This window comes from Streptomyces iconiensis, assembly GCF_028657195.3.
GTDB lineage: Bacteria > Actinomycetota > Actinomycetes > Streptomycetales > Streptomycetaceae > Streptomyces > Streptomyces iconiensis.
Genome location: NZ_JANCPR020000044.1, coordinates 35,974 through 48,901 on the forward strand (window position 1 = coordinate 35,974; position 12,928 = coordinate 48,901).

Here is a 12,928-nt window from a genome sequence, read left to right on the forward strand (position 1 = left end):
CGGTCACCGAAGGCCCGGCACCCCTGGAGGGTGCCGGGCCTTCGCATGTCCGGGCCCGGTAGCGTCCTGGCCATGAGCAAGCCCCCCTTCCTCGACCTGCCCGCAGGGGTTCGCGCGTACCGTCTGGCCACGGCGCGCGGCGAGTTCGCCGTGCACGACACGGGCGATACGCCCGCGACGGCGGGACATACGGCGCTGCTGCTGCCCGGGTTCACGGGCAGCAAGGAGGACTTCATCGGCCTCCTGGAGCCGCTGGCACGCGCGGGAGTGCGGGCCGTGGCCGTCGACCAGCGCGGGCAGTTCGAGACGGGAGGGCCACGCGCCGAGGGCGCCTACACGCAGGAAGAGCTGGCCGGTGACGTGCTCGCGCTGGCCGACGCGCTGCTGCGGGAGCGGCCTGGGGAGCCCGTACATCTGCTGGGGCACTCGCTCGGCGGGCTGATCGCGCGCGCCGCCGTGCTGCGTGCGCCGTCGGGGTTTGCCTCACTGACGGTGCTGAGCAGCGGCCCCGCCGCCGTGTCGGACTCGCAGCGCGAGCGCCTGAACCTGCTGCTGAGCGCGCTGCCCGCCATGAGCATGGAGGCGATCTGGAACGCGATGCGCGAGCTGGACCAGTCGCTGGGCGCCGCGGGTGAGGCGCCCTACTCGGAGCGGGAGGCGGAGGAGATCCCGCCGCTGATGGCCGACTTCCTGCGGCACCGCTGGCTGAGCAACATTCCCGAGCAACTGGCCGCCACCGGGCGGCAGTTGATGACTGAGCCGGACCGGGTCGGTGAACTGGCCGCGCTACCGCTGCCGTTCCACGTGGTCTCGGGTGCGCAGGACGACGCCTGGCCTGTGCCGCTGCTGGACGGGATGGCCGTACGGCTGGGCGCCCGGCGCTCCGTCGTCGCGGACACGGGGCACTCCCCCAACGCGGAACGCCCCGGCGAGACGGCCAGGATCCTCGCCGACTTCTGGCTCAGCCTTTGCCCTGTACGAACTGCGTGACGCCGTTGGCGATCTGCTGTACGGCGATGGCGGAGAGCAGCATTCCGGACAGCCGGGTGACGAGTACGACGCCGCCGTCCTTGATCACGCGGATGATCAGCAGCGAGTAGCGCATCACCAGCCACAGCACCAGGTGCATGGCCACGATCGCCGACCACACGGAGAGCTGTCCGCCCATGCCGTCGGCGTGCTGCACGGCCAGGATGACGGAGACGATCGCGCCGGGGCCCGCCAGCAGCGGCATGCCGAGCGGTACGAGGGCGACGTTCACGTCCTTCGTCTGGGTCGGCTCGTCGGTCTTGCCCGTCAGCAGGTCCAGCGCGACGAGCAGGAGCAGCAGCCCGCCGGCGACCATCAGGGCCGGGATGGAGACGTGCAGGTAGTCGAGGATCTGCTTGCCGCAGATGCCGAAGAGCGTGATCACCCCGAACGCGACGGTCGCGGCCTGCCACGCCATTCTGCGCTGCACCTTGACGGGCCGCCCCGAGGTGAGCGCGAGGAAGATGGGCGTGGTGCCAGGCGGGTCCATGATCACGAAAAGCGTGACGAACACGGATCCGAAGACGGCGAAGTCGAACACAGTGGTGCCTTGCTGAGAGCGGGGAAAGGGAACGGGGTCCGGGCGGAGCCGGGGCGTGACGGCGCACGGAAACGGCGCAGGCCACAGAGGAGTGCTGGGGTGCCGGAGGCGGCGCCGCCGGGGAGGGGCGGCGGGCGTACGTACGGTCCGGGTCAGCCCCTGACGGGGGGAACGCCGGAGCCGCGCGCCGCGATCTCGGCGTAGACGTCGGGCGCCGTGGTGTGGTCGCCGAGCCGGATGTCCTTGCGGCTGCCGTGGTAGTCGCTCGATCCGGTGGCGAGGAGGCCGAGTTCCCCGGCGAGCGCGTGGAGTCTGCGCCGGGTGGCGGGTTCGTGGTCGGCGTGGTCGGCCTCGATGCCGTCGAGCCCGGCGGAGGCCAGGTCCGCTATCGCGCTCTCCGGCACCGTGTGGCCGCGCTTCGAGGCCAGGGGGTGTGCGAAGACGGCGACCCCGCCCGCGCCCTTGATCAGCCGCAGTGCGTCGAAGGGATCCAGCTCGTGCTTGCCGACGTGGGCGCGGCCGTCGTTGGCGATCCACTCGGGGGTGAAGGCGTCGGAGACGCTCTCGATGACGCCCGACTCGACCATGGCCGCCGCGATGTGCGGGCGCCCGACCGAACCGTCGCCCGCTGTCCGGGCCACCTGCTCCCAGGTGACGGGGACGCCCAGTTCGCGCAGCCGCGCGACGATGGCCTGCGCGCGGGGCACGCGGTCGTCGCGCACCAGCTCGCGCTCACGCGCCAGTTCGGGCTCGTCGGGGTCGAAGAGGTAGGCGAGCATGTGCAGGCTGATGCCGTCCAGCCGGCAGGACAGCTCGGCTCCGCGTACGAGCGTGAGGCCCGGGGGCAGTGCCGCGAGGGCCTCGGGGTGCCCGGCCACCGTGTCGTGATCGGTGAGCGCCACCACGTCCAGACCCGCAGCCGCCGCGTTACGGACCAGCTCCGTGGGGGAATCGGTGCCGTCCGAGGCGGTCGAGTGGGTGTGCAGGTCGATGCGCACGGGACGGGCTCCCTCTACGGGATCTCTCGGGATCTCCGGATCTTGCACGGCGGATGGCGGGCGTGTTCCAGGATAGCCGTACGCCCCTCCCGCCCCGGGTCACGCCCGGAACCGGGCCGCACAGAACGGGAGGCGGCCCCACGGCAGGCACGCGACCGTACGGAAGGCACGCGGCCGTACGGAGGGCGAGCGGCCGGAGCGCAGCGGGAACGTGTCAGCCGATGAGCCGGGGTGAGAGGGCGCCGCACGGCAGCAGATCGACCTCGGCGCCGGCGTCGCGCAGGTCGGTGAGGACCAGTTCGTCGTAGAGCATCAGCCCGGACTGCTCGGGCCAGACGATCGCCCAGAGCCACAGCCCTCTGGCCTCACCCGCGAAGACGGCACGGTCGGGGGGCGAACCGCTCACGTGCCACAGGGGCGTGGGCCGTCCAGCGGCGAGCACCTTGACCTGTGGCGGCTTGCCCGCACAGATGCCGGGTCCGGGGTCGGGGCCCTCGATCCCGGCGTACCGCGCGCCGAGCCCGACGCCCAACTCCTCGGCCACGAGCAGCAGTTCACCGGGGCCGCCGAGCGGTCCTGGACCGGAGCAGGCGACCACGGTGGCGCGGCCTCCGCTTCTGTCGTCCCCCGCCGACATGACGCCGGTGAACAGCCAGCCGACGGGCAGTGGCCAGGGCATCCACACCGGGACCTGCGTACGCCCCACGACGACGGCGAGCGCTTCGACGCTGGGCGGGATGACCGGCTGGAGCGGATGCACGGCGCCATGCATGTCGCACTGCCAGGTGTCGGCGAAAAGACCGGGCGCCCTGACCCGGCCACCACACTTCGGGCAACTGGGTTCGCCCCTCATGGGCCATAACGGTCCTACCGGGCCGCTCTCCCGTCAAGGACGATCACTCACCTGGCCGGGACGCCCCGGGAGAGCCGTGGGGAGGTCCATGCCGACGGCATGTACGTGTAGTTTGCATTAATTAGCTTGGCTAACTTATCGTGTGTATACGTCAACGACTTCCAGGGCTCGCATCTAAGGAGCGGCAGGCATGAGTGGTGATCCGTTCGACGAAGGCGGGGGCAGTATTCTGCGCCAGCCGAAGGCCGTGTGGGCCACGGCAGGCGCATCCGTCGTCGCCTTCATGGGCATCGGTCTGGTCGATCCGGTCCTTCCGTCCATCGCCAAGGGACTGGAGGCGACGCCCAGTCAGGTCTCCCTCCTGTTCACCTCGTACTTCCTGATCACGGCCGTCGCGATGCTCGTCACGGGCTTCGTCTCCAGCCGCATCGGCGGCAAGAAGACGCTGCTCGCCGGCCTCGCACTCGTCGTGATCTTCGCTGCGCTCTCCGGAACCTCCGGTTCCGTCGGCGAGCTGGTGGGCTTCCGCGCGGGCTGGGGACTGGGCAACGCGCTCTTCGTCTCCACGTCGCTCGCCGTGATCGTCGGCGCCGCGGCAGGAGGCAGCGCCGCCGCGATCCTGCTCTACGAGTCCGCGCTCGGGCTCGGCATGGCGTGCGGTCCGCTACTGGGTGCCGTACTCGGTGACGCGAGCTGGCGCTTCCCGTTCTTCGGCACCGCGATCCTGATGGCCATCGGCTTCATCGCGATCACCCTGTTCCTCAAGGAACAGCCCAAACCGGCGCGGAAGACCTCACTGCTGGACCCGGTCAAGGCACTGGGGCACGGCGGGCTCGCCTCCGCCGCGGCCTCGGCCTTCTTCTACAACTACGCGTTCTTCACGGTGCTGGCCTTCACGCCCTTCGTGCTGAACATGTCGCCCTACAGGTCAGGTGCCGTCTTCTTCGCCTGGGGCGTACTGCTCGCCGTGTTTTCCGTACTCGTGGCACCGAAGCTCCAGGAGCGCTTCGGCTCACTCAGGGTGCTGGGCGGATCGCTCGTCCTGATGGCGATCGACCTGGTGCTGCTCGGCTACGGGAACCACACGATGGCGGTCGCCGGCACGATCGTCTCCGGCGCCTTCATCGGCCTCAACAACACCGTCTACACGGAGCTGGCCCTCGGCGTCTCGAACGCGCCCCGCCCCGTCGCGTCCGCCGGCTACAACTTCGTCCGCTGGTTCGCCGCGGCAGCCGCGCCGTTCCTGGCGCCGAAGATCGAGGAGTGGACCGACATCCACATGCCGTTCCTGGTCGCCGCGTGCGCTGCCGTGGTCGGCGCCGCGATCGTGGGCGTACGGCGGAAGTCGCTCACCATGGAGGCCGAAGAGCTGCTCCCCGAGCACGACCGGGAGGACGCGGCCACACCGGCCGGCGCCGCCCAGCCCGTCAGCTGAGCCCTCGGGGAACCCGGCCGGCGAGCCCGTCATCCCGGCTCCCCCGCGCCGTCGCGGTCACGCACCGTGGCGGCGTGCCGCTGTGCCCGCTCAATCGCCCAGTGGTACGGACCCGCGTACGGGGTCGCGCAGGTCCGTGCCGTGCCGCAGCCAGCGTTCCTGTAGCGCCTCGGCGCCGTGCACCCGCTTCCACGCCGCCTCGTTGGGCGTCATCGGCAGCAGCGGGAGAAAGCGCACGGGCTCCAGGGGCGCTTCGAGTTCCAGGTCCTCGACCAGACCGCCCGGCTCGGCCACGAGAACGGAGGTGAAGGGCGCCCCCGGCCACAGCGCCTCCCCCGTGTCGAGGGAGGCGCCGGGAGCGATCACGATGCCCTCGACCTGCGGCGAAGCGGCGAGGACCGCGAGCGGGCGCAGCGCCTTGTCGGTGTCGGCCGATCCGGCCCTCACGGTCAGCAGCAGCTCGGCACGGGGGCCGCGGTCGGGGTCGGCCAGCACCTCGGCCGGGTCGGCCATCGGAGCCGCCGACATCCCGCGGGTGACGTAACGCACCGTGCCCGCCCCGGCGTCCAGGAAGCGGAGAACCTCGATCCGCTCGGTACCGAGGAACGTCACCGAGGCACGCGCTCCGGGCTCACCGAAGGTGTCCCGCAACCGCGCCTCGACCAGTGTCAGAACGTCAGCCATCCCGCGAGCATAGATCGCGTGAGAACGCGGCAAAGGGGCACCCGGGTTGGCGGATGCGGGCGCCGGGACGGTACGCGCAGTGCTACCGTTGACCGCCGGTCAAGGCGTGTACACATCGTCCCCCACGGGGGCCCGGCCGGAGGAGGTGGGACCTGACATGGATCCGAGTCGACCGTGCAGTACCAGCCGCTCTTCCCACCGGCAGCGCCACCGCTCCTGAGGCCCCCACTCCCCAGCAGCCACACGGTGAAACCTCCCCACCGGGTTTCCTGTAGCAAGGCGCGCGGCACGGCGGAAGAGCGCCCGCGTTTCGCTTTGTTCCGTCTGTCAGCGAACGCCGTCGCCGCGGCCAGCGAGCGGTGCCCGCTTTGCGGACCTCCGGGTACGCCCTGTAGGTCCTCGTTCCGGGCAGCACTGCGCCCCGAGCCCGTGCACGACGGCATGGCACGCCATGGAGGGCCCCATGTCGATGATCCGAGAGCTGCGCGCCGCTGTGCGCCCGGCACTGCGCAAGGAGACCCGCTCGTACGGGTTCGAGGGCTACCACGGCGTCGGCGGTACGACGAGCAGTGCCGTGGTCGACTGCGCCGTCTACCGCGAGGGCAGGCGCGACCGGAACCACCTCAGCCCTGACGAGGCGCTGCGCACGGTGCGTTCGCACGACGGGCACAACCGCCAGGGCTTCGTATGGATCGGTCTGCACGAGCCGACGGAGGAGGAGTTCGCCGGCATCGCGCAGGAGTACGGGCTGCACCCGCTGGCCGTCGAGGACGCGGTGCACGCGCACCAGCGGCCGAAGCTGGAGCGTTACGACGAAAGCCTGTTCACCGTCTTCAAGACGATCCACTACGTCGAGCACGCCGAACTGACCGCCAGCAGCGAGGTGGTGGAGACCGGCGAGGTGATGTGCTTCACCGGCCGGGACTACATCATCACCGTCAGGCACGGCGGCCAGGGCTCGCTGCGCGCGCTGCGCCACCGCCTGGAGGAGGACCCCGAACTGCTGGCCAAGGGCCCCTCCGCGGTACTGCACGCCATCGCCGACCAGACCGTCGACGGCTATCTGGCCGTCGCCGACGCGGTGCAGGACGACATCGACGAGGTCGAGATCGAGGTCTTCTCCGACCGCTCGGGCAACGGGCGGCGCGGCGGCGACGCGGGCCGCATCTACCAACTCAAGCGCGAGGTACTGGAGTTCAAGCGGGCCGTCTCCCCGCTGATGCGCCCCATGCAGGTGCTGAGCGAGCGGCCTGTGCGGCTGATCGACCCGGACATCCAGAAGTACTTCAGGGACGTCGCCGACCATCTGACACGGGTGAACGAGCAGGTGCTCGGCTTCGACGACCTGCTCAACTCGATCCTCCAGGCCAACCTCGCACAGGCGACGGTCGCGCAGAACGAGGACATGCGGAAGATCACCGCCTGGGCCGCGATCTTCGCGGTGCCGACGATGATCGCGGGCATCTACGGCATGAACTTCGACTACATGCCGGAGACCGACTGGAAGTACGGCTATCCCGCTGTGCTGTTGGTGATCGTCGGTATCTGTTACGCGATCCACCGCGGCTTCAAGCGCAACGGCTGGCTCTGAGCGCGACCGCCGACGGTAGCCTGCCGCCATGACCGAGAGCCCTCAGCAGCACCACAGCACGCTCGACCGGGCACTGATCGAGGAGACGGCCAAGAAGTCCGGCCTCGTCTGGGTACGGGGCCCTGGCGGACCGGCGCGCGCACTGTGGCACGTGTGGCACGAGGGCGCCGTGTGTCTGGTGGGCGACGGTTCCCTGGAGCAGCCGCTGGAGGGACTCGGGCTGACGGACGGCGGCGGCGCGACCGTCACCGTGCGCGGCAAGGACAAGGGCGCGCGCCTGGTGGCCTGGCCCGCGCGCGTGAGCGAACTGCCGCCGCACGGCGAGGAGTGGGAGGCGGCGGTCGCCGAACTGAAGGGCAAGCGGCTGAACGCCCCCGACGCCGACACGGTCACCGACCGCTGGGCCCGCGAGTCCCGCGTCCTGCGCCTGGAGCCCGAAGGAGCGCTCCTGGAGCGCCCGGGCGCCATGCCCGACGCCTCGCACGCCGCCGCCCCGCTCCACACGCCCGCCACCACCCGCAACCCCCAGCCCGCCGGCCTGCCACGGCTGCTCTTCCGGCGGCGCCGCAAGCCCTAGTAGCGGGCCGCGGGCACTACTGGTAGCGCGTCACCGGGCTGTCGCGGTCGGCGGGCCGTAACCGCCGACGCGCCCACGGGGACGCCGTCACCGGGCCGGCCGCGGGAGCCCGCGAGAGTCAGTGCTTACTGGGTGAGATCTGCTTCCCGTAGTCGACGGTTTCGTTCTTCGAGGGGGCGCTCAGCTCGAACCCGCGGTTCCAGCCGCTGAGTTGGACCGTACCGGCGTCGCCGCCACGCTGGAGGCGAAGCGGGTAGGGGGAGCCCTTGAGGGAGACGTCGATGGTGCCGCCGCGGCCGGCGCCCGCGCTGACCCGTACCGTCTTCACCCCGTCGACCTGCCCCCGGTCGCCGGCCTCGCGCTTGCCGTCCATGGCCAGCAGCCCGTCCAGCAGCACGCCCATGTCCGTGAAGCCGCTCAGCTGCTTGTAGGCGGGGTCGTTGCGCGGAACCTTGACGTACTTGCCCTCCAGCTTGCCCGCGGCGGCGACATCGCTCTTGGTGGGCTCGGAGCCGCCCTTCTCCTGCTTGGCCCAGAAGTCGGTGCCCGCCTTGAGGTAGAGATCGCTGCGCACCCGTAGCAGTTCGAAGGTGGCACCGCCCTGCGCCGAGACCTCGCCGACGCCTCCGTCGCGCTTGAGGCGCATCTTGATGCGGTAGGTCTGGCCCTTGCTGACGACGTTGCCCGAGACGCGTACGGCCTCGGCCTTCTCCGCCGCCTTTCTGGCCTTCATCTCGATCTTCGCGGGCGACAGTTTGCCGACGCCGTTGGTGCCCTTGTCCGGATCCTCCTCCGCACCGCACCCGCTGAGCGCCACTGTGGCTCCGGCGCAGACGACCGCGAGCAGCGCAGCACTACGGGGTGCGCGGGCACGTCCAGTCACGGGGTGCTCCTCCTGTGGTCGGCGGCAGGACCGCACCCTACCCGTGCCTGTCGGCGCTTTCGGAAGGCAGCCGTCCGGACCACACCACGGCGCGGCCGTGGCACGGGTCACGCTAGCCTTAATCCGGCATAACGACTAAAGCTCCCAAAGACGTATAGCTCCGTGAGACCGCAGCCCCGTGCGACGCACATGGCGCCACGGCTCACCCGAAGGGAAAGGGGCGGAGGATGGCAGCGGGCGCCCTCCGTGTCTTCGTCTCCCATCTGGCCGGCATGGCCGTCTTCGACCCCAACGGCGACCACGTGGGACGCGTCCGCGACGTGGTCGTCCTGATGGGCGGCAGGCGGCGGCTGCCAGGGGTTCTGGGACTCGTGGTCGAGGTCGTCAGCCGGCGCCGGGTCTTCCTCCCCATGACGCGCGTGACCGGGGTCGAGTCCGGCCAGGTCATCACCACGGGCGTGCTCAACATCCGCCGCTTCGAACAGCGCCCCAACGAACACCTCGTACTCGGCGAACTCCTCGACCGCCGGATCTCGCTCCTGGAGACCGGCGAACCGGTCACCGTCCTGGACGTGGGCATGCACCGGCTGCCGGCCCGCCGGGACTGGGAGCTGGACCGGCTCTTCGTACGCAAGGCACGCACGGGCGGAGGGCTGCGCGCGCGTCGCGGCGAGACGCTGACCGTCGACTGGGACGCGGTCACCGGTTTCGCGCTGGAGGAGCGCGAGCAGGGCACGGCCAACCTGCTGGCCACCTTCGAGCAGCTGCGTCCTGCCGACATGGCCAACGTGCTGCACCACCTGTCCGAGAAGCGCAGGGCAGAGGTCGCCGCCGCGCTGCACGACGACCGGCTCGCCGACGTCCTGGAGGAACTGCCCGACGACGACCAGGTGGAGATCCTCGGCAAACTCCATGACGAACGCGCCGCCGTCGTCCTGGAGGCCATGGACCCCGACGACGCCGCCGACCTGCTGGGCGAGCTGCCCGAGGACGAGAAGGACCGCCTCCTGGACCTCATGCAGCCCCAGGAGGCGGCGCCCGTACGGCGGCTGCTCACGTACGAGGAGGGCACGGCGGGCAGCCTGATGACCACCGAGCCGATCGTGCTGCGGCCCGACGCGAGCGTCGCCGAGGCGCTGGCGCGCGTACGCAACGAGGACCTGCCCGCACCACTGGCCGCGCAGATCTACGTCTGCCGCCCGCCGGAGGAGACCCCTACAGGCAAGTACCTGGGCGTCGTGCACTTCCAACGGATGCTGCGCGAGCCGCCGTTCGAACTCGTAGGCGGCCTCGTGGACACCGACCTGCGCCCGCTGCCGCCCAGCGCCTCGCTGCCGGCCCTGACGAGCTACATGGCGGCCTACAACATCGTCTCCGCGCCGGTGGTGGACGAGGACCGGCACCTGCTGGGCGCGGTCACGGTCGACGACGTACTCGACCACCTGCTGCCCGACGACTGGCGCGAGTCGGCGGACGTGGGCGGGCTGCCCGGACTGGCGCACGAGGAGGCGGTGAACGGTGGCTGAGCGCGAGGGACCCCGGCTGGACGTGCCCCGCACACCCCGGCGCAGCCTGCTGCCCGAGTACGACCCGGACGTGTTCGGGCGCACCTCGGAGCGGATCGCGCGGTTCCTGGGTACCGGGCGGTTCCTCGTCTGGATGACGGTCGTGATCGTCGCCTGGGTCGGCTGGAACGTCGTCGTTCCCGACCCGCTCAAGTTCGACCGCTACCCGTTCATCTTCCTGACCCTCGCGCTGTCGCTCCAGGCGTCGTACGCGGCCCCGCTGATCCTCCTCGCGCAGAACCGCCAGGACGACCGGGACCGGGTCAACCTGGAGCAGGACCGCAGCCGCAACGAGCGCAGCATCGCCGACACCGAGTTCCTGACCCGCGAGATCGCCTCCCTCCGCATGGGACTGGGCGAGGTCGCCACCCGCGACTGGATCCGCTCCGAACTCCAGGAGCTGGTCAGGGAGCTGGGCCAGCCCCCACCGAGCGACCGGAACGACCAGGACCACTGAGGCCCCCCACACCGTCACCCGACCCCCGCCCCTTACCCGACGCGCTCCGCGCGGCCGTACCGCCCACACCGTCGCCCGACCCTTACTCGATGCGCTCCGCGCGGCCGTACCGCCCACACCGTCACCCGACCCCCGCCCCTTACTCGATGCGCTTCGCGCAGCCGTACCATGCCTGTATGGCTACCGTGACCCAGGACTCGACCCCCACCGAAGACGCGGTGCGTGCCGCGCTCGCCACGGTGAATGATCCGGAGATCCACCGGCCGATCACCGATCTGGGGATGGTCAAATCCGTCGCCATCGCGCAGGACGGCACGGTGGATGTCGGGGTGTACCTGACGGTCTCCGGCTGTCCGATGCGCGAGACCATCACCTCGAACGTCAGCGAGGCCGTCCAGGGCGTCCCCGGTGTGACCGGCGTGAACGTCGAACTGGACGTGATGAGCGACGAGCAGCGCCGCGAGCTGGCCTCCTCCCTGCGGGGCGGCAAGGCGGAGCGTGAGGTGCCCTTCGCGCAGCCCGGTTCGCTGACCCGTGTCTACTGCGTGGCCTCCGGCAAGGGCGGCGTCGGCAAGTCGTCGGTCACCGTGAACCTCGCCGCCTCCATGGCAGCGCAGGGCCTCAAGGTCGGCGTCGTGGACGCGGACATCTACGGGCACTCCGTTCCCCGCATGCTGGGCACCGAGGGGCGTCCCACGCAGGTCGAGGACATGATCATGCCGCCGTCCTCGCACGGCGTGAAGGTCATCTCCATCGGGATGTTCACACCGGGCAACTCCCCCGTGGTGTGGCGCGGCCCCATGCTGCACCGCGCGCTCCAGCAGTTCCTGGCCGACGTGTACTGGGGCGACCTGGACGTGCTCCTGCTCGACCTGCCGCCCGGCACCGGCGACATCGCGATCTCGGTGGCCCAGCTCATCCCGAACGCCGAGATCCTCGTGGTGACCACCCCGCAGCAGGCCGCTGCCGAGGTCGCCGAGCGCGCGGGCTCCATCGCCGTGCAGACGCACCAGAAGATCGTCGGCGTCATCGAGAACATGTCAGGGATGCCCTGCCCGCACTGTGACGAGCTGGTGGACGTGTTCGGCACCGGAGGCGGCAAGCAGGTCGCCGAGGGCCTCACACGGACGACAGGGGCCGAGGTGCCCGTACTGGGCGGCATCCCGATCGACATCCGGATGCGCGAGGGCGGCGACGAGGGCAAGCCCGTCGTGCTGAGCGACCCCGACTCCCCCGCCGGATCCGCGCTGCGCTCGATCGCCGACCGGCTGGCCGAGCGCGAGCGCGGCCTGCAGGGCATGTCACTCGGCCTGACGCCCAGCAACAAGTTCTGACCCCTGGCGCAAGGCAGTTGGCCGGAATGCTTCCGGCCGGCGGCCCGCCCGGACATACAGGGACCCCCGCACGGAGAACGTTCCGTGCGGGGGTCCCTGTATGCCGGTCCACGGCAGGCGCGTGCACCCGGAGGCGCGTGCGCCCCGCGGTCAGCGCTCGTAGCCGGTGATGTCCTGGACGACCGCGAAGCCCAGGCCGTACGCGCTCATCCCGCGCCCGTAGGCGCCGAGGTGCACGCCCTCCTGCGCCGAGCCGGCCAGCACCCAGCCGTACTCGGACTCGCGGTAGTGGAAGTCGGTCGGTACGCCGTCGACCGGCAGCGACAGCCCGGACCAGCCCTGACCCCCCAGATCGTCCGCCAGCTCCCACGCGACACCTGTCTGCTGGTCCAGCCAGTCCTGCCGCAGGCTGCGCTCCATCTCCAGCGGCCAGCTGCACGAGAGCAGCCCCGAGCCGGCCAGCCACGCGGCCGTGGAGACGGACGTCGCCTCCAGCACCCCCGTACCGTCGGCGCTGCGCCGTACCGGGCGGCTGGCGACCGTCACCGCGACGGCGAAGCTCTGATCCTCCGGGCTGGTCTCCACCCGGATGGACGGTTCCTCTCCATGCCCGATCGACCCGTGCTCGACCGTGCCGTCGGCGGCTGTTCCGACCTGCATCAGCCAGCGTGGCCCCGTGAATGCCGCATCGAGGCCGTACCACGGGAAGGCGGCCATCAGAAAGCCGTCCACCGCCCGCCGCGCGCCCGGAACCCCTTGCGCGGCGGGCTCGGATTCACCGGCTAGCCGACTCGTCGTCTCCATGTGTGCGACGCCTCCTCATTGCCCTGTGCCATGGGAAGCCAGCTCCGTCGGACGGCGACCCCGGACACAGGGAGGATAGCCACATGGGTCCGCCGTGTCGGGCATGCCGGGGGGATCAGGACGCGGTACGGGGGGTGAGATGGACGGCAAACGCCTCAGATGTCCCAGGTGGTACGC

General features: G+C 70.9%; 13 protein-coding genes. 7 read left to right on the top strand and 6 right to left on the bottom strand.

Features of this window, described 5'->3' with window-relative positions; genetic code table 11:
* Positions 1 to 72 precede the first annotated feature (72 nt).
* Complete coding sequence (locus NMN56_RS32955) at positions 73 to 990, top strand: alpha/beta fold hydrolase (RefSeq protein ID WP_274040825.1); 918 nt, start codon at positions 73 to 75, stop codon at positions 988 to 990.
* Here NMN56_RS32955 and NMN56_RS32960 read toward each other — a convergent pair.
* The 3 genes from NMN56_RS32960 to NMN56_RS32970 all read right to left on the bottom strand — a co-directional run bounded on the left by NMN56_RS32960 (position 962) and on the right by NMN56_RS32970 (position 3,421).
* The gene (locus NMN56_RS32960) at positions 962 to 1,570 is read right to left on the bottom strand and encodes a MarC family protein (protein ID WP_274040826.1); all 609 of its coding nucleotides are present in this window, start codon (positions 1,568 to 1,570) and stop codon (positions 962 to 964) included. The two genes, NMN56_RS32955 and NMN56_RS32960, sit on opposite strands and share 29 nt — an antisense overlap.
* A 152-nt stretch (positions 1,571 to 1,722) precedes the next feature.
* Positions 1,723 to 2,568 (bottom strand): PHP domain-containing protein, encoded by an 846-nt coding sequence (locus NMN56_RS32965; protein ID WP_274040827.1) that lies wholly within the window; start codon positions 2,566 to 2,568, stop codon positions 1,723 to 1,725.
* A 214-nt stretch (positions 2,569 to 2,782) separates the two neighbouring features.
* Positions 2,783 to 3,421 (bottom strand): DUF6758 family protein, encoded by a 639-nt coding sequence (locus tag NMN56_RS32970; RefSeq protein WP_274040828.1) that lies wholly within the window; start codon positions 3,419 to 3,421, stop codon positions 2,783 to 2,785.
* Between the two features lie 190 nt (positions 3,422 to 3,611).
* Here NMN56_RS32970 and NMN56_RS32975 point away from each other — a divergent pair, with 190 nt between their 5' ends.
* Positions 3,612 to 4,856 carry an MFS transporter gene (locus NMN56_RS32975; protein ID WP_274040829.1) on the top strand — a complete coding sequence of 415 codons (1,245 nt, stop codon included), beginning with the start codon at positions 3,612 to 3,614 and terminating at the stop codon, positions 4,854 to 4,856.
* Between the two features lie 90 nt (positions 4,857 to 4,946).
* Here the strand turns inward: NMN56_RS32975 and NMN56_RS32980 are convergent, their stop codons facing one another.
* Complete coding sequence (locus NMN56_RS32980; protein WP_274040830.1) at positions 4,947 to 5,540, bottom strand: suppressor of fused domain protein; 594 nt, start codon at positions 5,538 to 5,540, stop codon at positions 4,947 to 4,949.
* A 463-nt stretch (positions 5,541 to 6,003) separates the two neighbouring features.
* Between NMN56_RS32980 and NMN56_RS32985 the strand changes: the two genes are divergently transcribed.
* Together NMN56_RS32985 and NMN56_RS32990 are read left to right on the top strand one after the other, a co-directional pair.
* Positions 6,004 to 7,131, top strand: coding sequence for a magnesium and cobalt transport protein CorA (locus NMN56_RS32985; RefSeq protein ID WP_274040831.1), 1,128 nt, complete (start codon positions 6,004 to 6,006; stop codon positions 7,129 to 7,131).
* A gap of 28 nt (positions 7,132 to 7,159) precedes the next feature.
* Positions 7,160 to 7,708 carry a hypothetical protein gene (locus NMN56_RS32990; protein ID WP_274040832.1) on the top strand — a complete coding sequence of 183 codons (549 nt, stop codon included), beginning with the start codon at positions 7,160 to 7,162 and terminating at the stop codon, positions 7,706 to 7,708.
* A gap of 118 nt (positions 7,709 to 7,826) precedes the next feature.
* On the opposite strand, the gene NMN56_RS32995 is transcribed toward NMN56_RS32990, so the two are convergent.
* Positions 7,827 to 8,591, bottom strand: a complete 765-nt coding sequence (locus NMN56_RS32995; protein ID WP_274040833.1) for a hypothetical protein — start codon at positions 8,589 to 8,591, stop codon at positions 7,827 to 7,829.
* A gap of 227 nt (positions 8,592 to 8,818) precedes the next feature.
* On the opposite strand from NMN56_RS32995, the gene NMN56_RS33000 reads away from it, so the two are divergent.
* From NMN56_RS33000 to NMN56_RS33010, 3 genes are all read left to right on the top strand, one after another.
* Positions 8,819 to 10,117 (top strand): magnesium transporter MgtE N-terminal domain-containing protein, encoded by a 1,299-nt coding sequence (locus NMN56_RS33000; protein WP_274040834.1) that lies wholly within the window; start codon positions 8,819 to 8,821, stop codon positions 10,115 to 10,117.
* Positions 10,110 to 10,613, top strand: coding sequence for a DUF1003 domain-containing protein (locus tag NMN56_RS33005; RefSeq protein WP_274040835.1), 504 nt, complete (start codon positions 10,110 to 10,112; stop codon positions 10,611 to 10,613). The genes NMN56_RS33000 and NMN56_RS33005 overlap by 8 nt, the downstream gene beginning before the upstream one ends.
* Before the next feature lie 176 nt (positions 10,614 to 10,789).
* Positions 10,790 to 11,947 carry an Mrp/NBP35 family ATP-binding protein gene (locus tag NMN56_RS33010; RefSeq protein ID WP_274040836.1) on the top strand — a complete coding sequence of 386 codons (1,158 nt, stop codon included), beginning with the start codon at positions 10,790 to 10,792 and terminating at the stop codon, positions 11,945 to 11,947.
* A 150-nt stretch (positions 11,948 to 12,097) separates the two neighbouring features.
* Here the strand turns inward: NMN56_RS33010 and NMN56_RS33015 are convergent, their stop codons facing one another.
* A complete protein-coding gene (locus NMN56_RS33015; RefSeq protein WP_274040837.1) occupies positions 12,098 to 12,751 on the bottom strand; it encodes a hypothetical protein in 654 nt (217 codons plus the stop codon).
* Positions 12,752 to 12,928 lie beyond the last annotated feature (177 nt).

Bases quoted from the DNA above. Each gene is read 5' to 3' on its own strand.
- NMN56_RS32980 (WP_274040830.1), bottom strand. From the start codon at position 5,540: ATGGCTGACGTTCTGACACTGGTCGAGGCGCGGTTGCGGGACACCTTC.
- NMN56_RS32985 (WP_274040831.1), top strand. From the start codon at position 6,004: ATGTCGATGATCCGAGAGCTGCGCGCCGCTGTGCGCCCGGCACTGCGC.
- NMN56_RS33010 (WP_274040836.1), top strand. From the start codon at position 10,790: ATGGCTACCGTGACCCAGGACTCGACCCCCACCGAAGACGCGGTGCGT.
- NMN56_RS32970 (WP_274040828.1), bottom strand. From the start codon at position 3,421: ATGAGGGGCGAACCCAGTTGCCCGAAGTGTGGTGGCCGGGTCAGGGCG.
- NMN56_RS32975 (WP_274040829.1), top strand. From the start codon at position 3,612: ATGAGTGGTGATCCGTTCGACGAAGGCGGGGGCAGTATTCTGCGCCAG.
- NMN56_RS32955 (WP_274040825.1), top strand. From the start codon at position 73: ATGAGCAAGCCCCCCTTCCTCGACCTGCCCGCAGGGGTTCGCGCGTAC.
- NMN56_RS33000 (WP_274040834.1), top strand. From the start codon at position 8,819: ATGGCAGCGGGCGCCCTCCGTGTCTTCGTCTCCCATCTGGCCGGCATG.
- NMN56_RS32990 (WP_274040832.1), top strand. From the start codon at position 7,160: ATGACCGAGAGCCCTCAGCAGCACCACAGCACGCTCGACCGGGCACTG.
- NMN56_RS33015 (WP_274040837.1), bottom strand. From the start codon at position 12,751: ATGGAGACGACGAGTCGGCTAGCCGGTGAATCCGAGCCCGCCGCGCAA.